The organism is Acinetobacter sp. YH12211 (assembly GCF_013418015.1).
Taxonomy (GTDB): Bacteria; Pseudomonadota; Gammaproteobacteria; order Pseudomonadales; family Moraxellaceae; genus Acinetobacter; species Acinetobacter towneri.
This window is the reverse complement of the sequence record NZ_VPCW01000015.1, coordinates 1-26148: the sequence shown is the minus strand read 5'-3', so window position 1 is coordinate 26148 and position 26148 is coordinate 1. Positions and strand designations below refer to the sequence as shown.

General features: G+C 41.2%; 21 protein-coding genes and 1 tRNA gene. 11 read left to right on the top strand and 11 right to left on the bottom strand.

Features of this window, described 5'->3' with window-relative positions:
- Positions 1-69: 69 nt before the first annotated feature.
- The gene (locus tag FTU98_RS08840) at positions 70-474 is read left to right on the top strand and encodes a hypothetical protein (RefSeq protein WP_180051168.1); all 405 of its coding nucleotides are present in this window, start codon (positions 70-72) and stop codon (positions 472-474) included.
- A gap of 23 nt (positions 475-497) precedes the next feature.
- Here FTU98_RS08840 and FTU98_RS08835 read toward each other — a convergent pair whose 3' ends face one another.
- Positions 498-1733 (bottom strand): RepB family plasmid replication initiator protein, encoded by a 1236-nt coding sequence (locus FTU98_RS08835; RefSeq protein WP_180051165.1) that lies wholly within the window; start codon positions 1731-1733, stop codon positions 498-500.
- A 633-nt stretch (positions 1734-2366) separates the two neighbouring features.
- Here FTU98_RS08835 and FTU98_RS08830 point away from each other — a divergent pair.
- From FTU98_RS08830 to FTU98_RS08785, 10 genes are all read left to right on the top strand, one after another.
- A complete protein-coding gene (locus tag FTU98_RS08830) occupies positions 2367-2786 on the top strand; it encodes a hypothetical protein (RefSeq protein ID WP_180051162.1) in 420 nt (139 codons plus the stop codon).
- Between the two features lie 61 nt (positions 2787-2847).
- Entirely contained in the window at positions 2848-3171 is a 324-nt protein-coding gene (locus FTU98_RS08825) for a DUF551 domain-containing protein (protein WP_180051159.1), read from the top strand.
- Positions 3171-3530 (top strand): hypothetical protein, encoded by a 360-nt coding sequence (locus FTU98_RS13985; RefSeq protein WP_257220034.1) that lies wholly within the window; start codon positions 3171-3173, stop codon positions 3528-3530. The genes FTU98_RS08825 and FTU98_RS13985 overlap by 1 nt, the downstream gene beginning before the upstream one ends.
- Positions 3523-3765, top strand: coding sequence for a hypothetical protein (locus tag FTU98_RS08815; RefSeq protein WP_180051156.1), 243 nt, complete (start codon positions 3523-3525; stop codon positions 3763-3765). The genes FTU98_RS13985 and FTU98_RS08815 overlap by 8 nt, the downstream gene beginning before the upstream one ends.
- Complete coding sequence (locus tag FTU98_RS08810) at positions 3752-4015, top strand: hypothetical protein (protein WP_180051151.1); 264 nt, start codon at positions 3752-3754, stop codon at positions 4013-4015. The genes FTU98_RS08815 and FTU98_RS08810 overlap by 14 nt, the downstream gene beginning before the upstream one ends.
- Positions 4012-4203, top strand: coding sequence for a hypothetical protein (locus tag FTU98_RS08805; RefSeq protein WP_180051149.1), 192 nt, complete (start codon positions 4012-4014; stop codon positions 4201-4203). The genes FTU98_RS08810 and FTU98_RS08805 overlap by 4 nt, the downstream gene beginning before the upstream one ends.
- A 13-nt stretch (positions 4204-4216) precedes the next feature.
- The gene (locus FTU98_RS08800) at positions 4217-4705 is read left to right on the top strand and encodes a hypothetical protein (protein ID WP_180051146.1); all 489 of its coding nucleotides are present in this window, start codon (positions 4217-4219) and stop codon (positions 4703-4705) included.
- A 182-nt stretch (positions 4706-4887) separates the two neighbouring features.
- A complete protein-coding gene (locus FTU98_RS08795; RefSeq protein WP_180051143.1) occupies positions 4888-5550 on the top strand; it encodes a site-specific integrase in 663 nt (220 codons plus the stop codon).
- Positions 5551-5703: 153 nt separating this feature from the next.
- Positions 5704-6369, top strand: a complete 666-nt coding sequence (locus FTU98_RS08790) for an AAA family ATPase (RefSeq protein WP_180051141.1) — start codon at positions 5704-5706, stop codon at positions 6367-6369.
- Positions 6362-6751 (top strand): hypothetical protein, encoded by a 390-nt coding sequence (locus FTU98_RS08785; RefSeq protein ID WP_180051137.1) that lies wholly within the window; start codon positions 6362-6364, stop codon positions 6749-6751. The genes FTU98_RS08790 and FTU98_RS08785 overlap by 8 nt, the downstream gene beginning before the upstream one ends.
- A 38-nt stretch (positions 6752-6789) precedes the next feature.
- Here FTU98_RS08785 and FTU98_RS08780 read toward each other — a convergent pair whose 3' ends face one another.
- The 10 genes from FTU98_RS08780 to FTU98_RS08735 all read right to left on the bottom strand — a co-directional run.
- Positions 6790-7062 (bottom strand): hypothetical protein, encoded by a 273-nt coding sequence (locus FTU98_RS08780; RefSeq protein WP_180051134.1) that lies wholly within the window; start codon positions 7060-7062, stop codon positions 6790-6792.
- 164 nt (positions 7063-7226) lie between these two features.
- Entirely contained in the window at positions 7227-7616 is a 390-nt protein-coding gene (locus tag FTU98_RS08775) for a Gp49 family protein (RefSeq protein WP_180051131.1), read from the bottom strand.
- A 235-nt stretch (positions 7617-7851) separates the two neighbouring features.
- Positions 7852-7928: transfer RNA gene (locus FTU98_RS08770), tRNA-Arg, on the bottom strand.
- A gap of 310 nt (positions 7929-8238) precedes the next feature.
- Positions 8239-20607: a PLxRFG domain-containing protein gene (locus tag FTU98_RS14085; protein ID WP_180051128.1), complete on the bottom strand. Its 12369-nt coding sequence runs from the start codon at positions 20605-20607 to the stop codon at positions 8239-8241.
- Positions 20608-20722: 115 nt separating this feature from the next.
- Positions 20723-22873, bottom strand: coding sequence for a transglycosylase SLT domain-containing protein (locus FTU98_RS08760; RefSeq protein WP_180051124.1), 2151 nt, complete (start codon positions 22871-22873; stop codon positions 20723-20725).
- Positions 22874-22885: 12 nt separating this feature from the next.
- Positions 22886-23683, bottom strand: a complete 798-nt coding sequence (locus FTU98_RS08755; protein ID WP_180051121.1) for a hypothetical protein — start codon at positions 23681-23683, stop codon at positions 22886-22888.
- 2 nt (positions 23684-23685) lie between these two features.
- Positions 23686-24147, bottom strand: a complete 462-nt coding sequence (locus tag FTU98_RS08750; RefSeq protein ID WP_180051118.1) for a hypothetical protein — start codon at positions 24145-24147, stop codon at positions 23686-23688.
- An 85-nt stretch (positions 24148-24232) separates the two neighbouring features.
- Positions 24233-25027 (bottom strand): hypothetical protein, encoded by a 795-nt coding sequence (locus FTU98_RS08745; protein ID WP_180051115.1) that lies wholly within the window; start codon positions 25025-25027, stop codon positions 24233-24235.
- 3 nt (positions 25028-25030) lie between these two features.
- Positions 25031-25372 (bottom strand): hypothetical protein, encoded by a 342-nt coding sequence (locus FTU98_RS08740; RefSeq protein WP_180051112.1) that lies wholly within the window; start codon positions 25370-25372, stop codon positions 25031-25033.
- Positions 25373-25386: 14 nt separating this feature from the next.
- Positions 25387-26148, bottom strand: a 762-nt coding sequence (locus FTU98_RS08735; protein ID WP_180051109.1) for a DUF1983 domain-containing protein, incomplete at its 5' end; no start/stop codon positions are given.

The window sequence follows — 26148 nt, the reverse complement described above, 5'->3', positions numbered from 1 at the left end:
GGCATACTAGCCACTAAGAGAGTTAAAAAATAGCCAGCCGCAAGGCTGGTTTTTTGTCTTGAGAAAAACATGAGCCTGAATATTGAACCTAACCCACTCCGTTTACTCTGCCGCAAATTAGGCGGTATCCACCGCGTACTTGACCTACTTGATATTTTGGATAGCCAAGCAAGTTACTTCTATGTGAATGACGATAGCCAACCTGACCGCAATTATCATGGCGTAAAGCTTGATAATTTTGTGCTGCAATACAAACTACTGAATGATGACAACTTAACTCCTTTTTCATCTGGTAGACTGATTTGGATTAAAAAAGAGAGTTTTAAAGGGCCTTTGATTAATACTGCACAATTTTTAAATGAACTCGAAGATGCAATTAATCACCGTGTCTATGTGCCAGAAAACATTTATTTCCAAACGCTAGATGCAATTGAGCGACTAAGAAACGGCGTAAACAAAAAAGCCAGCGTTTAAGCTGGCTTTTTGCTATCTAGTGGCTACATGGCAAAGATATTACCGACACCATCGCTATTCATAACTTGAAGCGTGGTTGTATCTTCATCCATCGCAATGCGAACAATGTCATCACGCGATTTTGTACCACCCTTTTTCAAGTACATCTGGTAATGCTTTTCGTTTAAATTAAACGGCGATTTCTTATCTGGTGGAGTATCGTTAGTAGAACCCCCTTTATTTTCGCTCTGTTTTGCGCTCAACGGCGTTTTATTCACTTTGGTTGGCTTGAACCCCAGAATCTTTAAAGGCTCTAAATACTCATCAAAATTGGCGTTTTGAAGGTCTTTAGCAATTGCAGCGGCCAATTCTTTGCTACCACTACCTGCTGCAACCTTTGTGCTAAGGTGGCTAAACCCTGCTTCACCATCTACAACCTTGTTGGCAATTTGGCTTGAAAAGGTTTTTATCTGCTCAACTGTCATCTGGTGAAGTACAAACTCGCCGTTATTTTCGCGTGGCTGTCGTTCTGCGCCATTTTTTGATAAAGGTGTGACGTTTATAGTCTTATTGTCGTATGAGTCAAATTCAAAACGATATGCAACGATGGTGCGTCCATTTTTTAGCGGCACAGCTTTTAAGCCAACAAAACCAGTACCTTTGTTGATTTGATCTACTGCAACACCCACCACACGTTTATTAAAATCCCCACCTTGCTTGTACTCATGCGGCTCTAGTCCAAGCTTACGGCGCAAGCTCTCAACTGGAAAGCTCGGTTTGTATTCTGCATTACGCCATTTCATTAAAATTTGGTACAGCCGAACAGCATACTTGTTTTTCAAACGCCCGACTTCTTTTAAGTCTAATAATGTGAATTCTGTCTTAACCACTAAGTACAGATAAGGAATAACCGAAGGCGTAAAGAACATACTAACTTCACTTTTGCTTTTCATTTCACCTTTGGCGTGAATCCAGCGACTACTGATAGGCTTTATCACACCATCATTGCCCACATAATCCATTTCAAAGGAGCGATCATAAATTGTATTTTTTGCGCTTGTTAGTGCTTCAAATGCCCTTTGCTTTGGTACGCCATATATTTTTGCAAATTCATCAGCCGTGATGACGACCTCTGTTTCTGGCGTGAAAGGCAACCCCTTTAATTCCAATTCATTTATTTTTCGAGTAGCAAGTAAAATTAATTTTTGTTCCTCTACTTCCATTCGATATACAGACTCAATTAACTTGTTAGCTTGCTTTGCAACTAGGTTTGACTCCATTGTCTATCTCTTACACAAATAGCCTTGTTGCGATTATCACACCCATAAAAGACAAAATCAATCCTGTCTTTTATAGGTGAAAGTCACGTTTTTGTCGTTTATGGTCACGTTTTTGTCTTTTATGGTCACGGATTTGTCTTTTTCGCGGTCACGTTTTTGTCGTTTATGGTCACGGATTTGTCTTTTATGGTCACGGATTTGTCGTTTATAAAACGCTGAAATGCAGGCGTGGCAAGGCTTACAAGCCTGTCCTAAATAAGAAAGGAGAAACTATTAATTAAAATAAGAAAGAAGAAAGCATTTTTTGATGAAATTTTGAGTTTTAAGTTGTTTTTTAAGGCTATTACATAACCAATGGTATCTATAGGCATAAGTTATTTATAAACAAAAGAAATACGCATTAATTTATTGATTTATATTCATTTATATAAAAAACGGTCACGGATTTATCGTTTATCAATGTATGATATTGAAAATATTAAAGTAATAAAAAATGAGCAAAACTTACAGTAAAAACAAATAACCATATCAACAATAAATATTCTAAAAAGACAGCTCCGATCTTGTCTTTTATTTATAATCTAATATAAACTTGGCTGGCAACGGCAATTGCACCTCACACAAGGAAATTATATGGAAAACATTTTAAAACCTAAGCGACCTAATAAAAATTCAGGTTGGCAACTGGTTGGTGAAACGAAAGACCAGTTCGGTTATGACAAATATTTTTACACCCACCCTAACGGCTTTGTTGTTATCTCTGCTCTTGAAGTAGCGGATGGGATTGTTCGTAACGAAGCTATCCCGCAATACCATGTTTCTATCTCTAAGCACCCAGCAATACGCTGTTCAAGCCAAGATGCCAAGTTTATTTTGAAGCAATTTGGCATGAGTGATGCACTGGAAGATAACCATTCGCCAAGCCGCATTATTAGAAGTTTTTGGCTACCAGTGGATGAAAACAAGATCGGTATTGACTGCCATTGTGTTGAAAATGAGCCTGCTGTCATCTTAGACAAGGGCGATTATATCTGGCGACCTGCAGGAAAATAGCCATGAATGAACATGAATCAATCACTGGCCATACTGAAAAGAACCTAATTGAGAATACACAATGAAAGATTTTTTAAATGCCTTAAAAGTAAAAGCTGGATACGATGGCAAGCCCCAACAATGGAAATTCGGTTTTGACTTGGCTTGTCGTGAGTTAGTTAAGGCTAAAGCGGTGCAGCAATGGATTTCTGTTAAAAATGAGATGCCTGAACAAGGCCAAAAGGTATTGGTATTCAGACCACATGCTCATGAAAAACCATATAAAGATCCAAACTATAAAATCTGCACGTATGCAGGTGAGGATATTTTTATCAACTCTCATTTTGAGCATGAAATTACACACTGGATGCCATTACCTAAGCCGCCAACAAAGGAGTGCAAGTGATGGATTTGCAGAAAGAAAAAATTGCTCATGAAAAACACCTGCTTTCACAAGGTGTAGATTTCAAATATTTGCCAAATATTCAATATAACGAATTGGAAAATGTTTATGAATTAATCGAATGGGATGAGGAATACAGTGAAGCCCTGAATGAAATTAATTCAAGCTGGTGTACGTGGCAAGCAGCCAAAGCCCAAGCGGTGCCAGAAGGATATGTTCTTATGCCAATTAAGCCAACTAAAACAATGGTTATGGCAGTTGCGAAAGAACATGAAGGTGATGCCTTTCTACCATATAGCTTGTATGACGCTTATGTGAAGCAAGCCATGATCGAAGCAGCACAGGAGCCAACCAATGACTGAAAAATGCGTAAATACTGGCAACTGGATTGAAATGTGCGAATTTCTAACCGAAGTCACACGCAATCAATACGGTGATATTCAAGCGCAAGTCATGAGTGCTAGAAGTCAAAATGCTTCACGCTTGCGTATTGTGGCTGGGCGCTTTAAGAAAAACCGTGTCGAGCTTAATTTTTGCCCGTTTTGTGGTGTGAAAATTGAAACGGACTATAAGGAGTCAGCCAATGAAAGCGAATGAGTTTGTTAAAAAGTTTGGCTGGGATAGAGCTAAAAGAGAAGTTGCGCTGATTGGAACTATAGCCATGATGTGTGGGGATAATGATTTTAATAATGACCTAAAACGCCTTGTCGAAAGTCATGCGATGATTGAAAAGGATTTTGAGTCTGTAGAAATCGCTGAATATGAGTACATGGTTTCAGGTTGTTATTCAGAACCTTATTGGATTCGCATTAAACAAGCCATCGCAGACGTGGAGAGTTGTCAATGAATGATTTTAAAACTGGCAACCGTGTGTATGTGGAATTTCTATCTGAAAGCGGAACTGAATTTTCAAGAACATACTTTAAAGGCAAAGGCGTAATTGATCTGGTGGACGACTACTATATTTTTGGTCGGCTAGATACTGGTGAACCTTTTATGTGTCCATTTAACTGCGTTAAACATATTGAAAATTAAATCAGGAATAATCATGGAAAATTTAAAACCAATAAAACAATTGCCAGAACTTAAAGATAATCAGGAGTGGGCTTGCGAAGGCGGCTGCGGTGATATTCAACCAGTGCTGCATAGAAACGTATATTGTGAGCGTTGGGATTTATCGGGCAGGAAAATTGAGGAAAAAGCCGAACACTATTACACCTGCCAAAATGGGCATATTCTGGCTGTATGGGATACAGATGCAAATGACTATGCCCTACTCCCTGATCAAGCCTACCAGAAGCGCAAAGCACATAAAGAATTAAGCCTGCGTGCCATTCAAAACCTGATAGATGAAATTCAATCTGAAAAACAGAAAATGATTGGCAGTATGAGCAAGGAAGTGAGCGAGTTTTTTTCATTCTCAAAAATCAGTTTTGAATTGACCTTAAAAGGCGGTGAAGTTTTAAGTCTTGATGAACATCACTTGAACGAATTAAAGGCTAGTTTGACTGAAAATATGATTCTTTCAGATTTGTGATAGATGATTGCGCTTTTTAATTTTTTTACCCTAAATAATGTCCTAAAATGTATATTTTAGGGCATTATTGCTTAAAGCCTAAAAAAAGGCTGATTTAAACCGCGCTACGTGAATAAAAATAAAAAATGAAGGGTGTTCTGCTGTTCCATTCACGTACACGCGCTTAATTGACTGAGGTATTTATGCGTAAGCCTTTAAAATCAAGGGCTGTGACTGAAATTATTGAGCAATCAAAGCCTGAAAGACTAAATAGAAAATCAGGAAAAGCCGCCTATGTTTCAGAATCCGACCTTCAAATAACTATTTCCAACTTAAAGCGTAAAACAGCCTTGCGGAATGAAGCTGTATTGCTGGTGTCGCATTTTATGGGTTTGCGTGCAAAGGAAATGGCCGCGCTCAAAATTGGCGACCTTTACGATTTTAGAAATGGCATCTTAAAAGATACTATCCGACTGCTGGCCGCCTATACCAAAGGCAACAAATACCGCGAAGTCTTTTTAATGGATAGTTATACGCGAAAAGTCTTGCTTGACTACATCATGTCACGCGAAGATGCCACACCTGCCGCACCATTGTTTCTATCACAAAAGCAATGCGCTTTTACTGCTGGCTCCATGCAAAGAATGATTGGCAGGCTATATAAGTCTGCTGGGATTGTCGGTAGCTCACATAGCGGCAGACGCTCCTTTGCAACCAGACTTATTCGCGGTGGAGTTGATATTTATTCTATTCAGCAACTCATGGGTCACTCAAGCATAACAACGACACAAGAGTATTTTGCATCTGACCCTAATGTGTTGAAAGAGAAGGTATCTAAACTAAGTCAAGGGTTTAGCAGTCTTTAAATAATATTTCTGTATTATCTTTGGATTATATAATACATATATATGACCATATAAACATGCATATATATTTGAGTATTAGTGTATTTATTGCTGTATGAGTATGTGTCCGCTATAATTCGCATACGGCAACACATACACACACAAGGTAGGAATATGATTTTATTGATTGCTAACACAAAGGGCGGAGTAGGGAAAACATCACTGGCAACTTCTATTGTTGCGGAATTATCGAAACGCGATAAGGCTGTTGTAGGTGTCGATTTAGACTCTGTAAATATGGCTGCTTCACGATCTTGGAGTAAAAACCGTTCAGAAATTGAAGGTAAATTTTACTTTCTAGCGGGTGAGGTTAGCGAACAAATTAAGAAGATTGGCGCAGACTATGACGAAGTGGTTATAGATGCTGGTGGATTTGATAACACTGAATATCGCCAAGCTATCAGCGTTGCTGACGTTGTACTTATTCCTTTGTTGGTCGGTTCCAGTGCTAACATTGAAGGATTGCAGAAGGTAGCTGAAACAATTGAGAAAATCCGCGCTGATAATCTGCCAAAAGTTTACGGCGTTGTAACCAAAGCCCCGCACTTTGGAACATCACCAGAATTAGAACGTGCAATTAATGAGATTTTAAGCGACCCATTGACAGAACCATGCCCAACAACGATAGGCGATAGAGTCTGGTACACACGCGCCTTTGATGAAGGTGTGGGCATACTTGATCTGCAGCCGCTTAAAAGAAGTGAAGCGAAATATATTAAATCTGCACAAGATGAATTTTTAACACTGTTTAATTTTATTTATGGTGAAAACAATGTCTGACGTAATACCACCAGCAAACACAGCACGCCGCGCCGCTAGTGTTTCTCCGCGCCAATCTGGTGTTGATGCCAACAAAACGCCAGAACAAGTTATTAATGAAGCACCATTGGCCAGTGCTGCTGGTAAGCCTGAAACAACAATAGCGACTACTGAACGTAAAGCATGGCGTATCAACACAACCATGTCTGAAGATGAATTAATGGTTTTAACCGAAAAATCATCATTCAATATCCCTATGGAGTTAATCCTTCGCCTAGACTTCCTTGTAAGCCAAAGCAAGGCGCGTGGTTTAGGGCGTAAAACCAATAAAACGGCGTTGGTTATTGAAGCTCTAGACGAATACACAAAAAGGGAATTAAAAAAGGCTGGTCACTCTGTTTAATTTAGCCACAAAAAAAGCCAGCATTTAAGCTGGCTTTTTTATTCAGTATTCTTTTTCTTTAATGGCATATAAAAAGCTGCACCCATCAATATTGCAGTAACAATGCTACTAATTAAATGATTCTCTATAGCAAAGTCTGGTTGTGTAGCTTGGATTCCAATTAAAATAAGCAAGCTAAAGAAAAACCAAGCAATAACAATAGATTGCTTCTTATTTACCGACCAGTCTAGTATTTCAGGCTTTGATGAAATAATCATTTTTCCAATAAAAAACGATATGGTCAAAAATATAATTAAAAGAATAAAACCCATATTAACCCCTGTTTTTATGATGAATTATGCTTAATATTATGAAAAAATATTAAATAAATCCATGCCATTAAAGCAATTAATTAAAAAGCCAGCAAATAGCTGGCTTTTTAATATAAATACAGTTATGCAAGAAATATAAATGATTTTTGCCTAAGCTGAATAGGCTAGAATTTACTGTCCAATTCTGCCTGATATAACTTTTCTTTCAACAAATAGCCTTCAAGCATCCAGATTTTGTTGCGGGCATTTTCGTACGCAATTTTTTTACCAATTTCTTCATTGAAATTTTCGGGACTTGCGCACGCTGACTCGCCAGTAACCGTAAAACCATTTTTGAGCGTAATGACGCAAAAGGTTAACAACTCAAGTGATTGCGGCACGGGTAAAGCCGAAGATGGTGTGCTGTTTGGGTCATAACAAGGATCTGCTCGGTAGCCATCCGCTGCCGTGAAATAAACAACTCCATCAATAATACTTTCAATATGCTCAGGCGTTAATCGCGGCGCATTTAAACCCTTATCCTGAATCTCTTTTTCAATTTGTTGTTCGCTCATTACTTTTCCTTATTTCTCTATGACAATCTCTACAAACGTGAAGTTCATCTGGTGTGTATTCAATCTCTGTTGCACCATGAAAACCGAATAAACACATCAAAAACCGAAGCATGTAGTGTGACTCTAAATAAATACAAGTGGTACACCCACAAGTAGCAATACAAGCAAAATTGAAGGGCGCAAAAGCCGCAATAATTAAGCTTGAGTGTACCCTTGTATTTACTTATTAAATGAATGGCGCGCCACACTGGACTTGAACCAGTGACCATCTGCTTAGAAGGCAGATGCTCTATCCAACTGAGCTAGTGGCGCAAAAAAATGGCTTATGCTTGACTGAACACATAAGCCATATAAAAGATAACTGGAATTATCCAGTTATGGGGTTTGAAGATTATATAATCAAATATAAATAAATGTATATGCATACGGTGAATATTTATGCAATATCACGGAATAGGTGAAAAATATTTTTAAATTTGTTTATTTTTATGTATATTTAACTTGGCTTGATTAACTCTAAAGTCAATTTGGCTTCCGACTATAGAGATTTAGTTAGTTACCTTACAAAGAATGTTGTGTTGTAGTCTTAAAAATGCCGCCCTTCGGGGCGGCATTTTTATGTTTAAATGTGTGGGTTGTAATCATCCATCCACTCAAGCCCTTTCGTATTCTTGCGCTTTTCCTGCCAAGACTGATTAGACTTATTAAAGTTCGTTTCGGCTGTTTTCTGGTTAAACGTGATTGGGTAACGCGGGTTATCTCGGTTGTAGTCCCTAATCTCTTGTTTAACTTCCATCACTTGCTTTCTGTCGCCACTTTCCAAAGCCTGCACATATCGCTCTTTCCAACGTGAATTAACAGACTGTTGAACCGCCCGATCTCGCATTTCTAAGCCGCGAATACGGCCTTGCTCTGCGATTCCTGCAGGTTGTGCGTCTAGCATCTTAATCACACCATCCAAAACAGTTGCATCGTTAGTTTTAACGCCTGTTTTCATGTTGCGATAATCGCCTGTTGTAGCCGCAACAAAACCTTGACCAAAACTTGTGGCTGCTTTAGGTAGTAGCTGCACACCAGCCATGCCATAGGAACCAATTTGAGCAAGCTCAACCGATTCTCTGACCTTCTCGATTAAACCACCAATCGCACCGCCAATCTGCGCGACTTCCGAACTCTTTTGATACTGGCTTGTTGTTGGGCTGAAATATGCTGTTGCTGGGATTAAATCACCCATCCCCATGCGCCCCTTAACATCAACAACTGGCTGTAGATTAACAAAACCATCCATCAAGGCTTTATTTAAAGTGCTGCCAAGTGTTTGACCTAATGCATCCTGTAGTGCAATTTGTATTTCGCGCTCGGTATTCACTGGCTTGCCAATTAAGCCGCCTGCTGTTTCTATACCATCCAAAATGTCGCGTACAAACGGTAAGCCTGTTGCACCAGATAATGAAAATAAAATACCGATTGCAATTAAGACTGATTTTGAAATACCAAAACCAACTAAGGCTGCCATTTTCTTCTTAAACTCATCATCTTCACCACCAGACAAGCCAGCTTTTTGCATCCGCACCATTTGTTCAATATAGGCAATCATAAATTGCTTATACATCATCAAAATGGAACCAACATTACCCCTTGCTACTCTTGGTCGGTTGCCCTTGTTGTAGATACCCTGTGTTTCTTGAATGGTGCGAACCGCAAAATCATACGCATCTTTAAAGCCCAATTTCTCAAGCTTTGCTTGCCCTAAGCTTTCTGCAACATCAAGTGCTGCAAATAAGCTTGTACGGCGGTTTACTGTTTCAGATGCTTGAGCAAACAAGCCAGATGAATGACTAATAAGTTGCCATGTACTTGCACCTAAACCAGATTTACCGCGCTCTAAACCTTGTAGCATCCAAGTGTTTTGTGGGTCTAAATGCCCTTCTTTTCTGGCACGCTCATAATAATCTCTGTATTTCGGTTCAATGTGGTTTGTACCTTTGCGCCAAGTCTGAATTGCCTTCATAAATGATTTGGCTGTGATGCCATAATCTTTACTATATTGCATGAGGTACGGCAATGTTTGTAAAAATGGCTGTGTTAAGTTCACTAAGCCAAACATTGCAGAAAAGCCCATGTAATACACGAAAGCAAAGTTTTTCACTCCCGCTAATTCTTCTTGCGTATCTAAAGTATAATCTCTTAAACGTACTGCATCCTCTTGGTAAGCTGGGTTACTGATCTCGGTAATTGATTCATCAATTGCTGGGTTGTAAGTCTGGTTAGCTGAATAGCGCGAATTTGATAGCACAAACGAAGCTAAAACCCGCTTCATATCCACATCAAAACCTTTAATACCCTGCCTTTTTAACAAACGCTTTAAGGCGTGGTTATTTTTTAATGAGTGTTTGATATATGCGGCTTCTGCATCACCAATTGGCAGGCCAGACTCTTTCGCAAATAACGCCACTGTTTCAGGACTTACCCCCTGAAATAGCTTGTATTCAAGTTCATTTAGCTGACTCTTTTCCAGAACATAACCTGCAGGTAAATTAGCTTCATCAAGTTTTTGCTCATTAAATTTAATATTTCGCTCTGACTCGCTCTCAAAGTGCTGTCTATACGCAACTTCGCCTGTAGTCGGGTTATATATGCGGATAAAATATTTACCAAAACGCATTAACGGAACATAACCATCCGCTTTTAGCTCATTAGCTCTGTTATAAACGCGATTAATGCCCTCTGCAGCCGCTTTTCCTGCTTCTGCTTTTTTCGGGTCATTCTTCACCATTTCTACAACTCGACTCATTATCTCCTTGTAGTGTTCGTGAATATCTAAATCCTTCGCCGCAAGCTCCAATACTTCCTCTGTTGTGCCACCTAAATGCTTGTAGATATTTGAGAAGGTTGTATTAGCAAACGTATCTAACGAGCTATCAATTGCGTTTCTGATCTCGTTGTAAATCCCGATCTGGTCATCATCAAAGCCTAGTTTCCTTAACTCTGCTTCTGAATGGCGTTTTGATTGGTCTTGCAACGTGTTTTCAAACATTAAATTGCCGACCTTCTCAATATCTAGGTCAATCTTTGATTTACCCAGCGCACCGCGCGTGAGTGAATTACCTAGTGCGCGACCTACCCGCTTAACTTCCTTCACATAATCTTCACCAGTTTCTAGCTGGGTTAATACCGAAGGTGCCACATCCATAGACTTTGCTGACATAAAAGTCACATGGTTGATTTTATCCTGAACTAAATCAAAAGTTTTCTTAAATTCCCCTGTTTCATCAGTTAAGGACTTGTGCAACATGGTTTGAAATAGGTTTAGTGTTCGCTTACTTAGTGTCTTTGTTCCTTCTGCTCCGCGCAACGCCATTCCACCAAAAGCTGTTTTTGCTGCTGTATCCAAAAACTCACGCTGTTTGCTGCGGCTCATATTTTGCGGATTGCTGTTTTTACTATAACGGCGGCTTTTCGGCGGCGTTGGTGGCGGGTTTTTGGAAACGGTCTTAACCATGCGTTCTGCTAACGCCACAAGGTCGCTAGGGTTTAATTTAAGGTTTAGTCCTAGCTTATCTACTACCCACGCCTTAACCGCGCTTAAAATGCGATTTACAAGCCTTACTGCTGGGTTTGTGTTTTGCTGGTTTCTAGCCGCCACTGTAATGAGGTACGGTAAATATTCATCTGCTCTAACACTTGCATCAGATTCACGATCTGCCAGCCTTTTTGCTTCAATCGCTTCTGGATTTCCTGTTTTTACAAGGCGATCAAACTCCAACATTAAGTTTTCATAGGCTTTAGGCTTCAATACGCCTTGCATCCCTACGTGTCCACCTAATTCGTGCAAGAACACTGGAACAATGTTATCTGCTGTAATGGCATCTGCAACAAGTGTTACTTTCCCATTTTCTGCAAAACCTTCAATGCCTTTTTCAGCATAGCTAGGGATAATATTCAGCGTTCCGTTTTGCTCTAATTGAGAAATAACGTCATCACCAAAGCGATTTACAAGCTGTGACCTTACTTGCTCTGGTGTTGAGCCTTGCCCTGTAGAAGCCCTGCGGCTCATTTTAGGTGCTTCATCTTGCTGTGCTTCGGTTTCCTTTTTCTTAGGTTTCAGCTCATCCAGAAGGTCGCTGTGTCGCTGCTTTAAATCGTTTAATTCATCTGTGCGTTCCCACTTTTGGTTTTCAATTTTTTTACGCAAATTAGGTAGCTGCTTTTGCGCTTCATCAATTGAGCGTTTATAGGCTTCAAGCGATAGAGGTAAGCTTTTTAGGTGGTTTAGAATCTTCTGAACTAAGCCTACTGGTGAGCTATCTTGAATATTGAATGAATCAACATTAAAAGCTTCTGCATTGCCTTTTAATTGAATCAAAGCTATGCCAGCAAAGGACGAAGGTTTAGCGATAATTTCAAAACCGTTAATATTACCTAAGCTTTGCTCTTTTCCTTTTGCTAAAGCACTATCAATGCCTGTCTTAAATACTTTAGATATTTCCTCTCTTGCACCCTTATCCTCTTGATTGATTTTCTTACCATCATTTGAATAAACAAACTTCTCAGGCTGCTTAATCTCAAGGTCTGGCAACAATCTATCAATAGCTCTCTGGTTTCGCTCAATATCAAGCTCAGTCGTCCGAATTAGGTTTTTGGTGCGGTGAATATCACGATCAAAGTTTTTCTTAGATTCCTCTAAGTCTTTGACCTGTTTTCTAAGCTCCATTTCTTCCAAAATTCTAGGGTCGCCACTAGATGCCGCTTTCATTTCTGCCGCATTTGCCGCTTCGCCAGCAATATCTTCAACGGCGCGAACATTTGTACCCTTGCGTACCTGCTCAATAAATTTAGCCTTAGACTCAATGGTCTGCCACATACGGCTATCAAGGGTTTGCTTGGTTGCATAACGATTAATTTCGATCTCAAAGCCGTTAGGGTCTGCCTTATAAAACTCATTACCCTGTCGAATAATACGCCCCTCACGCTGCTCCAAGTCCGATGGTCGCCACGGCGCATCTAAATGGTGAAGTGCAACAAGTTTATTTTGCACGTTCATCCCTGCACCCATTTTGGCAGTAGAACCCATTAGGACGCGAATATCACCACGTTTAACCGCTTCAAATAGTTTTTGCTTCTGTTCTTCCGTGTTGGCATCGTGAATAAATGCAATTTCACTTTCCTTGATGCCTTTTGCAATTAGCTTGGCTTTCAGGTCATCGTACACACTAAAGTCAGAATCTAAAGCCGATAGCTCATCTGGTGAGAGTTTGTCTAACTCTGCTTGAGCCACTTCATCCCCCTGATCTGCCAGTTTGATTAGGTTTTCAATTCTGGCCTTTTCTTTCGCTACCGCACCCTTTGGGGTGGATAAGTCACAGAAAACTAGCTGTGTGCCTTTTTTAGCGTTCCACTTCTTATAGGTTTCAAGGATATTATTTGCGGCCACATTAACCTTTGAGCCTTCGTAATCCTCTGCTGTCGGGTCAATTAGGCGCATATCTAAGGCCGCCTTACGTGCATCACCCATGATTTTAAGCATGTTGTCTGCACCCTTTTCAGGCTTTCTAGGTAGGTTTTCAGTTCTCCACACCAAAGAACCTTCTGGGTACACCTCATTGCCGTTTTCGTCAATCGTTGCCACGCCAATATAATCAGCCTGTGCATCGCTACGCTCTACAACAATATTTTGCGGCTTGTCGCCTTTAATTTTTGGTGTTCCTAGTGTTTTACCTTCTTTGGCTAATTGGGCGTTAATGTCGTCACGATTCATTACATCGGAAAAACCTAAATAACCCTGCATCAATTCAGGCATGTTCACAAATTTTGCAAAACGGTTAGTTAGTTTGTATTTGCCAGAAGGGGATAGCTCCCAATCACTAACAACTTCGCCAAAAACCTTAGCCCATGCGTCAAATTGATTGATACCTTGCCGTTTTAAACCATCCCAATCTAAATAACGCTGCATGGTAAACATTTCTGCCATAGTGTTAGAGATTGGCGTACCAGTAGCAAAAATAATCTTAGATTTTGGGTTGTTCTGCTGCATGATTTGGATTTTTGCAAATAAATCCTTCGCTTTTTGTGAGCCTTTACCTGTACCAAGTCCAGCCACGTTCTGCATGGCCGTTGTGAACTCAAGATTTTTAAACTCGTGCGCTTCGTCTAGCATGATTGAATCAATACCAAGCTCATGCCAGTAAATATTATCGGTATCCTTATTTTCACGATTAAGAAGGTTTTTCTTTTTCTCCTCAAGTGCCAGTCTGCGCTTACCAATATCTTTAGCGTTGCGCGACCTGCCGCCCTTCTGTGCCTTTAACTCTGCTTCAAAAGCCATAAGCTCGGCAATTTCGCTATCAATAAAGGCTTGCTCTTGTTCTGGTGAAATTGAGATTTTTCCAAAAGATGAGTGAGCAATAATAATTGCGTCATAATCACCGTTTGCGATTTTCGCAATGAACCTTTTACGGTTTGCCTTCTCAAAATCTCGCTTCGTTGCTGCCAAAATATTTGCATTTGGATAGAGTAGAACAAAGTCCTTAGCCCATTGTCCGACCAAGTGGTTAGGTACAACGATTAAAGGCTTATTCACGATGCCCATTCTTCGCATTTCCATTGCTGCAGCAACAACGGTAAATGTTTTACCTGCGCCTACAGTGTGGTCATAGAGTGTGGCTTTAGACTGCACTGATCTCCAAACGGCGTTTTTCTGGTGTGGTCTTAGCTCAATAGCACTATTCATGCCATGAAAAACCAAGTGAGAACCATCAAAGTCACGATTGACTGTTGTATTAAACGTATCGTTATAAATACGCTCTAAGGTTTCTCTCCTTGTGTCATCCTGCCACAACCATTCCTTCCACTCGTTTTTGACACGCTCCACACGCTCACCCGCTTCAAGTGTGGCATCTTGGTTGATTTGACTTGTACCATCACTAAAACGGTCATAAATGGTCGGTTTTGTTCCATTTAATGCGTGTGTAAGAATCGTTTTTGTGTCGGCTCTACTGGTTGAGAAGTTTGACTGTGCCAAAACAGATACGCCAGTCGGGTTGATCTCCCATTTGTTTGAATATTTGCCATATTCAGCCTGCGCGTTTGGCGACTCGGTAATATGGCTCACAAAATCAGCAATATACTTTTCAGGAATCCAGTGTGAGCCTATTTTCACATCAATGTCTAAGGCTTCAATATCTTCTGGGATTACCTTTTCCAAAGCCTGTACGTTTCTCTGGTATTGCGGGTTTTTTTGTGCGCTCTCTTTAGCAATCGCAAGTTTTTGTTTCACGTTGCCAGATAGGTATTCATCACGTACCACATAGCCGTTAATAGGGTCATTAAAGATTAACTCCCCAAGCTCTGCAATAATTTCATCTTCGGTCTTTCCGTATAGCTGCTGCATGGTTTTGGTGTTCACATAACCATGTCTGTTTAATGACTCTGTTAGGGCATCTTGAGCATTACTTACACTTTCAACCAGTGATACTGGTACTTGTGTTCGCTTGGTGAAAATAGCTGCCTTTTCTGCGCTAGGCTTTCTAAATTTCTGCCCTGTTGATTTGGCTACTGCAGCCGATACACCTTGATCATATTTATCTTCAAGTGCTGATAGTTGCGCCCAATTTGGGTCATCACGCATTAAAAGTGCATTGGTGCGATTATTAATAAAACCATGCTCTTTCACAAAAGCATCATAAATTTGGTTTAATTCCTTGCGCGAAGCTTCGATCTGTCTATTGGTTGCATTTTTATCAAGCTGTAGAGTTCTCAACTCAGATAGTTTCTCTGCAGTTTGAATCATGCCGATAGTTCTACTTCTTGCCTTTTCGTTGGCAAATTCAACCTTATTAGACTGCTGTTCACCCATCACATCAGGTAAACGCTCATAAACTTCACCATCAGCATCAATGAATCTTGAGCCAACTTTTACGGCTGAAATATCACGAATAACAGTTTGTCTTACTTCGTCAAAGTCTTGGCTCTGTTCTGCCTTAAAAATATCCTTTGGTAAACGTTCAATCGCTTCATTCAATAGTGCTTGCGTATCCTGTCCATCACGCTTGATTAGTGCTGGCTCACCATCTTGGTACATGCTGCCGTATGCACCAAAATCCCCAAGCATGTTTTCAGGGTGACGTACAAAATACTCGTTTAACGGTACGGTATTCCCATCTTTGTCTTTGTAGTTTTTAACATCAAGCCAAGATTCACCAGTTATGGCTTCACCTTCTGCCCTTTTGCGAAGGAAAATAATATCTGTTGTAACCTGTGTGCCTGCATTAGATAAAAACGCATCATTTGGCAAACGGATAGCCCCTACCAATTCAGCACGATCTGAAATATAAGCACGCTCCTTATCACCAATCTTGTCTAAGAATCTATTTGTCACCACCATAGCCAATACGCCATTTGGCTTAACGCTATCAATAGATTTGGCAAAGAAATAATTGTGTAGGTTGAAGCCATTAATTGCAGGTCTTACAAGATCGGTGATTTTATTAGATGAAAACGGCGGGTTACCTATCGCCACATCAAAGTAATTATCAATGGTTTGGTAATCTTGGAATCCCATAGGTGCTTTAATACTGGCTTCTGGGTATAGGTTTTTAGCAATTGCACCTGTGATATTGTCTAATTCTACGGCGTACAATCTGCTGGCCTTACGCATATTTTTAGGCATAAGTCCAAAGAAGTTACCCACGCCTACGGCTGGCTCTAAAACCCGACCTTGTGAAAAACCAAAATACTCTAAGGCTTTCCACATAGAATGAACAATCTCTGGGCTGGTGTAGTGTGCCGCAATACTGGAATCTACCGCCGCATCATATTCATCTTCGGTTAAAAGCGACTCAAGCTCTGCAACTTCCTTTGCCCAGCCTGTTGAAACAGAACCATCCGCACGCCTAAATGCTTCTGGCAATCCACCCCACCCAACAAATTTAGATAGGGTTTTTTGCTCTACTTTGGTCGCTGGCCGATTCTCAGCTTCAAGTGTCTTAATTACTTTGATTGCTTCGATATTGGCTTTAAATTTGGTCTTTTTGCCACCTTTTGCAATTTCGTTTTCATCAATAACAAAAGCATCTACTGGTGCGTTATCAGCGACAACGGCTTGTTTAGGGTTTAGTCCTCTATTGCTGTCGTTTCCTCTGGTAGAAATAGATACTTCTCCCGAATCATCTCCCATGCTTCGTGTGGAGTCAGCCCCTCTCGTTCCAGTTGGTACACTTCCTCGAATGTCATCTCTGCTGCTTCCTGTAGCTTCTGCTGCAGAATCCCCTTGTTCACGTACTCGCGGTACATCTTCGGTAGGTGTTCCTTCCAGTGTGCCTTCGCTTCTCTCGTCCAGTTGCTTAGTGCTGCCATTGTCTTGCTCCTGTGTTTCAGTCTTTTTCGCCAAAATATCGGCATAGCGTTGTGCGCTGTTTACATACTTCTGTTTTTCATCATTCCATTGACTCGCATTTGATGAATCAACATCAATCAGTTTATCAATAGCGCGCACAATACGCTCGTAATGATTTTTACGCCCTTCTACGTCTTTGGCATCAACCAGACTAGCGTCCTTTGCTGCATGATAGTCTTTTAAAGCAGATTTAATCGCTTCGTTTTTGTCAAAAACTTCATATTCAATTCCGCGACCAGAACCATATTCAAAACCATTTGGCGTTATAGTTACGCTCTCAGAAACAAATACACCCAAAGGGTCTAGGTATGATCTAACCCCTCTTTCATCCTCATAAACTTCATGGCCATACTTGTTTTTGCCTAACAATGTTCTGCCCTTCGGTTTGCTTTCCGTTTTATTCTTGAGTGTTTTTTCAAGCTCAATGGCTAATTTTTCCGCTTGCTCTGCATTTTCTTTATAGTATTTAACGGAAGGCGGGTCATTGATAGCGTCTGCCACTTTTAGGTTGGCATCACGCTCTTTTCTATAATGCTCAATAGCCTTTGAAATATCGCTAAAATCAATATCATCAGCCTTAATAGCTCTTAATTCATCTAAGGCTTGCTGTGCTGGGTCTTTGGTTTGCTTTGGTGCATCCTGTTTGGGTTGCCCATCAACATTAATACTATTGTTGCTTGATGATTTCTTGCGTAAAACAAATTGAGATGGTGCAAGCTCCACAACCGCGTGTGATGACTCTAAGCCATTTTTCTTTAATGCTGTGTTTGCTGCTGACTTATTTGCAAAAGGCTTTCCATCCGATGCGCGTCCAATATCACCCTCTTTGGCTTGCTCATTCTTAGGTTGTAGCGGCTGTTGCTCAACTGGCGTAATTGTTGGTTGTGGTGAGGGTGCTCCAGCATTGGCCGCCTTCACAATGTCTGCAACTTCTTTTAAAACTTCTGAGCGTGGTCTGCCTTTTGCCACTTCCTCATTAATCAATTGTGGTTTGATTTTTGGGTTGTTGATATGAGCATCTTTGATTTTTTCAGCAAAAGTAAATTCTTTGCTAGGTTCTGGTGTAATTGGCTCAACCGATCTCGCTTGTGGTGCTTCTGGTGTGGTTTTTGGTGTGTTGATTGGTGGTACGGCATTTAAATGACCTTCAATCGCTTCATCACTTGCAAGATCATTAACAGATGCTTGTTCATCTGGTGTAGTTGGCTGGACTGGCTCAATCTGTGCTTGGTTTTGCTCTGCCTGTTGTGCTACTGGTGTTTGTGGTGATGCTGACTGGATAGACTTAGGCCGAACCGTAATAAGCCCTTCACCCCGCTTAATAATTTCGTGGCTATCCTGCAGATTGTTTGATTTTAGAAAGTCATTTGCTCGAATGTAATTTGAGAAGGTTTTAGGCTGGCTAAAATCTGCGGCCTGTTCCTCTGGTTGAGTCTGATTTGGTACTGGCGCAACTGGCTCAATAGCTTCTGGTACATCAATGCCAAAATCCCTTAAATTAGGGTCATTTGGTGCTGGCTTGTTGTTTTGTTTAGGCTGATAACCAAAATCAGTTAAGTTCGGGTCGTCTGGAATGATGCCTGATTGCTCTTGCTGAATAGGCTCAAAGGTTTCAGGGTCAAGCTCTGTCGCACCACTGAATAAATCATCTTGAGATTGTAATGATTGCTGTACTTGCTGCTGTACGTGATTATTTACGATGCCTGATAAGCTCGGCTTTTCTAGCTGCTTATAGCGCGGGATAGCCTGAATCATGCTTTGTGCTTGATCTGGCGTGATATTGCCAAGTGATACGGCGTTCATCACTACGTTATGCGCTGCAACTTCATCACCAGTAACAGACAATCTAAATACGTCTGCCAAAATCGGATTACTTTGAATCTCGCTTGCTTCGTCTGGTGTGATTTTTCCTTTGCTCACACTATCCATCACCAGATTGGTAGTGTCGGCCATACCCATGTTTACTGACTTAGGTTGTGGCTGTGCTGGCTGAACCTGTTGCTCTGGTGTTGATTGTTCTACTTGTTCTGGCTGATCTTGCTGTGTTGGTTGAATTGCTGCTTGTTCCGCAAAACGACTTACAAAATAAGGAACGTCTACACCGTATTGTTCGTATGCGCTTTTAACTTTTGCCGCTTCTGTAGCAATATTGCCTAGATTAGTTGTTGCGCTATTAATTGCGTCTTGGTCGCCCAACTGGATTGCGTCTGATAGCTCTTTACGTGCTGCGGCTTCTTCTTGGCGTAAGCGATTGGTCTGGTTGCGTAAATCAGTCGCAACGGACTTAGCTTGATCATTAGGTGTGGCTCTGGATGCAGTCTGCATACCACCCCCCATAATCCCACCTATTGCGGCTTCTTCTAAAAATGCTTTACCAACATCACCCCACTGTACGGATTGGCCGCCAATGTTAGCCGATGCAGCCTGCCCACCGTATTCGCCAATTGCTCCCTGTAAGCCTTCCTCTAACGCTTGCTTGCCTACCATACCCAAAGCCGCTTTGTTGGCTGCTAGGCTTAAATCTGGTGCTAGTTTTGCCATGCCTACGCGCTGCGGTTGCGTCATTTGTCGCTTAACTAGCTCTGAGCTAACCCCACCACCAGCTAAGACTTTACCTATTTTGCTGGTCGGTGCTTTTTTCAGGATGCCAGAACCCAGAACCGCACCAGAAGGCGCGATAAAGTCTAAGCCTGTCATCATTGAACCGTATTTATCTGCGGCGTTTTCAGAAATTAAATCTAGTGCGGTTTTGTGTGCCTGAACTTTGGCTTGATTAATGTCCATGCCAGACTGCACATATTTATTAAATTCTGCTTCATATACTGGATTGCCTTGCATGTGCTTCCATGTTGGAAAGTCACGCTCAAGGTTTGTTGTTGCGTTACGGCGCACTTCGCCATAGTTTTGCGTATGGCCTGCAACCACACCAACGCCCAAGCCGATATATGGTGCTGCAGTAGTTGCACCTAATTTAGCTGCGCCAACTGCCGCCCCACGCGCTGCACCCATAGGCAAAGCCATAGCTGGAACAGATTGCACTGCACCAGATGCCAATTGTGGAATCTTGCCATGCCCGCCAGCCTGTATTTCTTTTTGCATGGTTGAAGTCGATGCTTCATAGCCTTTTCTTAGGTTTTTACCGTATTCGGCTGTTCTGGCCGCGATTGAATCCGTTTCATTTTCACCAATATCACGAACAAAACCAGCCAAGCCTTCAATTGTTGAGCCTACACCTTGACCAAAGGTATTACCGATATTTTCTGCAGTAGATAAGATGGTTTCACCAATAATAGGTAATTTACTACCTGTTTCTGCAGATTTCTTAATAGCACGCTCTGCGCGTTTATCTTTCTCAAAACTCGCGCTGCTTTGACCTGCTTTCGGGATTAAGCCTGCAGATTGCATAACCTGATCGGTCTGTTTGTACCACTCTGCACGCGCTTGTTTAATTGCAACATCATTGGCTTTCTTTGCGACCAATGCGGGTACAATTTTTTCGTTAAACAATCGCTCACGCTGACTGATTACTTCATTTGCATTTTTGCCTTGCTCTGCTGCTTGTGCTGCTATCGTTGAAAAGTGCTGCTTAATATTCACAGTAAAACCTCGTTGTTAGTAGGGTTTACTGTCTGTTGCGGTTGCCAATAATCGGCAAAAATAAAAAATATATATCGTTATGGTTTGAGTATATTTGAAAAGCCATACACTGGCTTTACTTTTGCTGCTGCAATAATTTCTTTTTTAGTGCTTCTGACGCACTCAAATATGAACCACCCATCATATTAGGCTGCGGTAACATTTTGGGTGCTGGCTTTGGTGCTGGCTTACTTTTTCCTTTCTCCTTTTCCGATTTCTCTTTCTCCATGCGCTGTTCCATTGCTTTGATCTGTTCTGCCTTTCGCTTTTCGCGGTCTGCAACATACTTAGGCTTTGGTGCTTCATTTTTTGTTGGTGCTGGTTTGTTGCTTCTTGCAGGCGGCTTAAAGCTTGAAGCCGCATTGTTTAGGCCCTGTGAACCCATAGGATTACGCATAGGAATAAATGCCTGCCCACCTGATTTTTTATCTGCAGCATTGCTGTTTTGATTGGTCAATGAGCTAACATTAACCTCATCAAATACGTTATTAATTTCATTCCCGCTTAGGTTTGATTTTTGCTCAACCTTGCCCTTTGCTGGATTCATGCCGCGATTAATCCACGCACCTGCTTCAACCTTGTTGGCCGCACCGACCAATTCAGCCGCTTTTTGATGCACATATTCTTTTTTGGCTGCAGGTGTCATGGTCATACCAACTTCTGTACCATCTACAACCTGCTGAACCGTTTTAAGAATATTGTCATACGCCATTAAACGCTCTTGGCGGTCTTGCGAACTTGCAAACTTGGCAACATGGGTTTGCACACCAGATAAACCACCAATCACAATGGCTGACGTTTTGTTGCCTAAATCAAGCTCTGTCGTCATGCTGCTGGCAACATTGTTTACAGTCGCAGTAACTTGTTTACCCATGCCTTTGCTGTAATTTGCTGTTGCTTGCGCCTTCTGGTCTGCTTGCGCTTGCTCTCGTTGTTCTGGTGGCAAGTAAGAAGTATTGCCACCTAACAAGCCTAGTGCTTGGTTGTATTTAACGATATGGCCATATACCTGCTGTTTCGCTTCTGGATTTAGATTTAGATGGTCAAACCAGTGGCCTTGACTCCCTGCATCTCTCCATCGTTTAACTGCAGCATCTACGGCTGGCTCACCTGCGTTATAAGCTGCTGCAATAAGTGCTGTATCACCACCATACTTTCCATTTAAGTGATTGATTAAAGCTGCACCAGTTCTAATATTGGTTTGCACATCGTTAATAGGGTCGCCCTGAATCCCAAACTGTCTAGCAAAGCCATGAGCATATTTTCTATTAAGCTGCATGTGGCCATAACTAGAATTGTCATAGCTTGGTACAGCCGCACCGCCAGATTCAATCCCCATCATGGCAATGGTTTTTGTGTATAAGTCTGGATTATTGCTTAAAAAACTCAGCATTGGCGCGTTTTGCTGTGCAAAGGAAATTGCACCTTGCACACCTGACGCAACGGCTTTAGATACATTGCCGCTACCAGTACCACCCGCGCCACCAGCACCGCCATTTTTCCCATAAAACGACAATTCAGAACGATAGTTTGCCCCATCTTGTCCGATTTCAGCGCGATAGTTAGCCCCGCCTTGCCTAATTCCTTCTAATTGCAAGGTGTTAATATGTTTATTATTCTCCTTGCCCACATCGTAACCATATTGCAAGCCTAGCTTACGTTCTTCCCACAATTGTTTTTGTGTTTCCAAAGCTGATTTTGCTTGGTTATCGACTTGTGTTTCATAACTCTTGGTCGGGTCAAGCTGCTGGTAAGTGGCTGCAATAAAGTCATCATATCCGACCTTTTCACGCGCTGTACGAACCAAAGCACCAGTATTTTTATCTACAATGTTAATGTTGGCCGTACCATCATCATTCAGCGTATAGGCTAAAGCTTGGTTTTGGTCAAAATTAGGATTACCTAAGTTATCCTGATTGGCAAAATCCACATAATACTTTGCAGCATTATTAATATCGCCCATCGTTTTAAAATTCTGGTATTGCCCTAAACGCTGTGACAATAGCTCTTTGCGCTTGGCTTCGGCTTGTGCGCGTGCATTGTTTTCAAGCGTGTAATCATTCTGTTTAACAGTTTGCTCATGCAATTTAGCCTGCTGCTGATCTTGTACGGCTTGCCGCCCACGATCATAGTCAAGCTGCTCTTTTTCTTTCGTTTCCTGCTTGTGCGTTTGAAAGCCATGCACAGCTCCTACGCCAGCCGCCGCCGCGATACTACCCCAATCCATCTTGATACCCCCTTAACCTAAGAATGAAGTTTGTACTTGATTTGGTGGACGAACACTTGAAATGTTGTCATAAATCACACCGCTACCAACCTGTGTGCCGTTCAACTTCATGCCTTTGGTCGCGCTTTCAATGCCTGATACTGGCGTGGTTTGTGTTTTGCTAAATAGGCTCTTAATCCCATCCATAGCCTGTTGATTACCTAATAAGCCTTGCGTCATGGTAGAAATACCACCAGAAATGGCCTGTCCAGCCATATTGCTAAGTTGTTGAGCATTATTACTATATTGATTAGATAGGTTGTTCATGCTGCTAGTAACACCATTAGCAGCACCAACAAGTAAGTTATTACCCTGTTGATATACGCCATAACGTCTATCCCATGTTTGTTGATCTGCAAACTGACGTTCTTTGTTTCGTGCATTGGTTACATTACCTGCTGTTGCTACGGCCTGATTTAATGCAAGCTGGCGATTAGCTGACTCTGCACGCCCTGAATTTGGATTAATACCCATGCGCTGCTGTTGGTTGTTTAGGGCTTCTTGCGCGTTCTCAAAGTGAGTTGCTACGTCTGCATTTGCTTCACTGGTCACACGCCCTAAATCTGCTGTTACACCTTTTTCAGCATCCGATACAACTAGATCAATCAATCCACCGTATTGATCTTGATAATCGTTGTAACGCTTCTTTTGGAAAGCAAGCGTATCACGCGCAATCGCATTGGCTTCTTTCTGTACTTTCTTTGCTGATCTGCTGCCAAAAATGCCGCTTACAGCACTGGCAACACCCACACCTACGGCTACCCAAGACATAATTAAATCTCCATGTTTTGATCTTTGCGAAATTGCTCTACTTCACTATCTGGAACAATTAAGTCTTGTTCGATAGTCGCTAAGTCGTCTGTTTCTGCATAATGAACAGTTTGAAATGTTAAGTCCTCAAGGACTACAAATAGGCGTTTTGCGCCACGTTCTGAATGGAATGTGAATGGCGCGGATATTTCTTTAACACCATGCTCTGAATAAACAATTGCTCTACCTGTAAGCACAATGCAAGTGTGGTCGTAACGGTGTGTCTTTCCGATAACGATGCTACCTGCAGGCGAAAACATTTCTCGCACATAGGTTTTGTGCGCGAAATGATGTTTTACTGGCATTTCTGTGTGATGCTCTGCTGGCATCTGGCTGATTAGAAAGTCTTGAAGCTCATGCACACGGCGAATAAAGTCCGCGCCAGTTACGCTTAAAAACTCATTGACTTGCTGTAATTCATTCATGGGTACACCTTTAAATTAGGTGTCCGTTGCGGTTGCCAAAAAAGCAAGAAGTTTGGTTGAGTTATGGTGTTTTTATTTGCTCTGATTATGGCACTAAAATAGGTGCTGGTATTGAGTTAAATTGAGTAGTTAGATCAATTTCAAGTACAGAATACGAATTTGTACTGTCATAAATAGGTATATAATTTACCTCATATTTTTTGGTTGATGTGTAGGTTCTAGTATATGGGTCAGAATAGTAAAACTGATCAAATTTCACAGCAAACTGCTCATAATAGGTATCAACCGCTAATCTTTGAAAAAATAAAGTGGATACTTGGTAAAATATTTTATAAGTAACAGTATAAGGTGTACCAATAGGTACATTTTGCCAATTACCACCAGTAAATTTTCTTGGAACAATACCCAACACATAGGCGCGAGTAGGTTTTTCGTTTCCGTGAAAATAGTAACTTTGGCTATAGTCTAGTGTTGTTCCTTTTGCAACATTTGTTAGGTTGCCGTAAATATATTTCTTCACGCGAAGCATAATATCTTCTGAGGTTAGAATAACCTGCCCTTGCTCGTCATACATTTCAAAACCTGTTGCATGTAGAGAAGGTTGTCGCTTTTCATGGGTAAATTCAAAAAATATCACATCACCATATACATTGTATGACTCTCTAATCTCACCATTAATGTTAGTAAAATTTGGTGTAATAGCTATACTACTTCCTCTTGAATATGGTGCTACCGCATATAGCATATTTGGCTCACAAACAAACTTTTTTGGCGAGTTAAATGCACCAATAACCCTTAGTGTTCTTAGTAGTCTGAAATTGTTGTAATCAGAATCCACCTGTAAAACTAAATTGTCGTTAAAAACCTGAAAAGTGGACATGCTTTAATAAACCCCAACAATAAACCTAAATGGATACCTTGTACTGTTGTTAAAGGCTATATCTGTGGTGTATCCAAAATTAATAGTCAATGTATCCCCAGATAAAGAGTAATCTAGGAATAGGCATGAGAATGGCTCAACATTAATTGCGCTGGTGATATTGTTTCCCATGTGACAGTGCACAAAAGGTTCTAAGCCGCTTAAAAAAGCCTTATCTACAATCACCAGTGTTTTTGTGCGTGTTGTAAGTGTTTCAACAAATACGCCGATAACTTTGGTAATACGATCTGTAATAGATAGGCTGCTGTAGCCTTTTGAATCAAAACACTGTAAACCTTGTGGCATATATCCCCCATTTTTCACCAAACACCAAGTCTTACTCTGATTCTGCCATTGGCATCGTAAACCTCAATCAAATTGTCTTTGATCTCAGTCCTTGCTCCACTGGTCGCGGTACGCAGAACACCAATCTTTGCAGTAATAGCACTTAATTCTGTAAATTGACCTGACATTGCTGAAACAATGTTGGCCTTCATGCGGTCTGCTGCAATACTGCCTGTTGTGATTTTGTCGGCTGAAAGGTTGCCGATTTTTGCATTATTGATACTCCCATCCTTGATGTAGGCTGTATTCATAACAACCTTACCTTGATCAATAATAAATGGGTATGTTAAAACACCATTGGTACTCATCCCAACGGCAAACCTGTCTGCCAGTACAAGGAATTGTGACTCTGTGCCACTTACCCCTAGTGATACACCAGATATTTTACCGCCAGCCTGAACCTTGATTTTCCACTCTGCCTTCAACCCATCAATTGATGACTTGTGTTCTTGAATGCTGGCTGTGTGACCATCTAGTGTGGTTTGCACCGTTTCAATATTTTCTGCTATGGCTTCCTCTAGGTTTGCCCTTGCTGTTGCTTCGCTTTGAACTACGGCTGCAATATCTTCGCCAACTTTAGCCTGCAGGGTGTTGATTTGATTTGACAATGCTTCATCTTGGCTTGCTCTTGTGGTGGATTCACTTAGAATTGCCGCAGAAATGTCACCATCAATCTTAGACTCTAGGTTTTCAATCTGCTCTACCAGTGCTTCATTTTGCGTGGCTCTGGTTGTGGA

Excerpts from the sequence above, each read along its gene's own strand:
- FTU98_RS08790 (WP_180051141.1), top strand. The coding sequence starts at position 5,704 with ATGATTTTATTGATTGCTAACACAAAGGGCGGAGTAGGGAAAACATCA.
- FTU98_RS08830 (WP_180051162.1), top strand. The coding sequence starts at position 2,367 with ATGGAAAACATTTTAAAACCTAAGCGACCTAATAAAAATTCAGGTTGG.
- FTU98_RS08780 (WP_180051134.1), bottom strand. The coding sequence starts at position 7,062 with ATGGGTTTTATTCTTTTAATTATATTTTTGACCATATCGTTTTTTATT.
- FTU98_RS08750 (WP_180051118.1), bottom strand. The coding sequence starts at position 24,147 with ATGAATGAATTACAGCAAGTCAATGAGTTTTTAAGCGTAACTGGCGCG.
- FTU98_RS08825 (WP_180051159.1), top strand. The coding sequence starts at position 2,848 with ATGAAAGATTTTTTAAATGCCTTAAAAGTAAAAGCTGGATACGATGGC.
- FTU98_RS08745 (WP_180051115.1), bottom strand. The coding sequence starts at position 25,027 with ATGTCCACTTTTCAGGTTTTTAACGACAATTTAGTTTTACAGGTGGAT.
- FTU98_RS08740 (WP_180051112.1), bottom strand. The coding sequence starts at position 25,372 with ATGCCACAAGGTTTACAGTGTTTTGATTCAAAAGGCTACAGCAGCCTA.
- FTU98_RS08810 (WP_180051151.1), top strand. The coding sequence starts at position 3,752 with ATGAAAGCGAATGAGTTTGTTAAAAAGTTTGGCTGGGATAGAGCTAAA.
- FTU98_RS08840 (WP_180051168.1), top strand. The coding sequence starts at position 70 with ATGAGCCTGAATATTGAACCTAACCCACTCCGTTTACTCTGCCGCAAA.
- FTU98_RS08775 (WP_180051131.1), bottom strand. The coding sequence starts at position 7,616 with ATGAGCGAACAACAAATTGAAAAAGAGATTCAGGATAAGGGTTTAAAT.
- FTU98_RS08815 (WP_180051156.1), top strand. The coding sequence starts at position 3,523 with ATGACTGAAAAATGCGTAAATACTGGCAACTGGATTGAAATGTGCGAA.
- FTU98_RS08755 (WP_180051121.1), bottom strand. The coding sequence starts at position 23,683 with ATGTCTTGGGTAGCCGTAGGTGTGGGTGTTGCCAGTGCTGTAAGCGGC.
- FTU98_RS08795 (WP_180051143.1), top strand. The coding sequence starts at position 4,888 with ATGCGTAAGCCTTTAAAATCAAGGGCTGTGACTGAAATTATTGAGCAA.
- FTU98_RS08760 (WP_180051124.1), bottom strand. The coding sequence starts at position 22,873 with ATGGATTGGGGTAGTATCGCGGCGGCGGCTGGCGTAGGAGCTGTGCAT.
- FTU98_RS08805 (WP_180051149.1), top strand. The coding sequence starts at position 4,012 with ATGAATGATTTTAAAACTGGCAACCGTGTGTATGTGGAATTTCTATCT.
- FTU98_RS08800 (WP_180051146.1), top strand. The coding sequence starts at position 4,217 with ATGGAAAATTTAAAACCAATAAAACAATTGCCAGAACTTAAAGATAAT.
- FTU98_RS13985 (WP_257220034.1), top strand. The coding sequence starts at position 3,171 with ATGGATTTGCAGAAAGAAAAAATTGCTCATGAAAAACACCTGCTTTCA.
- FTU98_RS08835 (WP_180051165.1), bottom strand. The coding sequence starts at position 1,733 with ATGGAGTCAAACCTAGTTGCAAAGCAAGCTAACAAGTTAATTGAGTCT.
- FTU98_RS08785 (WP_180051137.1), top strand. The coding sequence starts at position 6,362 with ATGTCTGACGTAATACCACCAGCAAACACAGCACGCCGCGCCGCTAGT.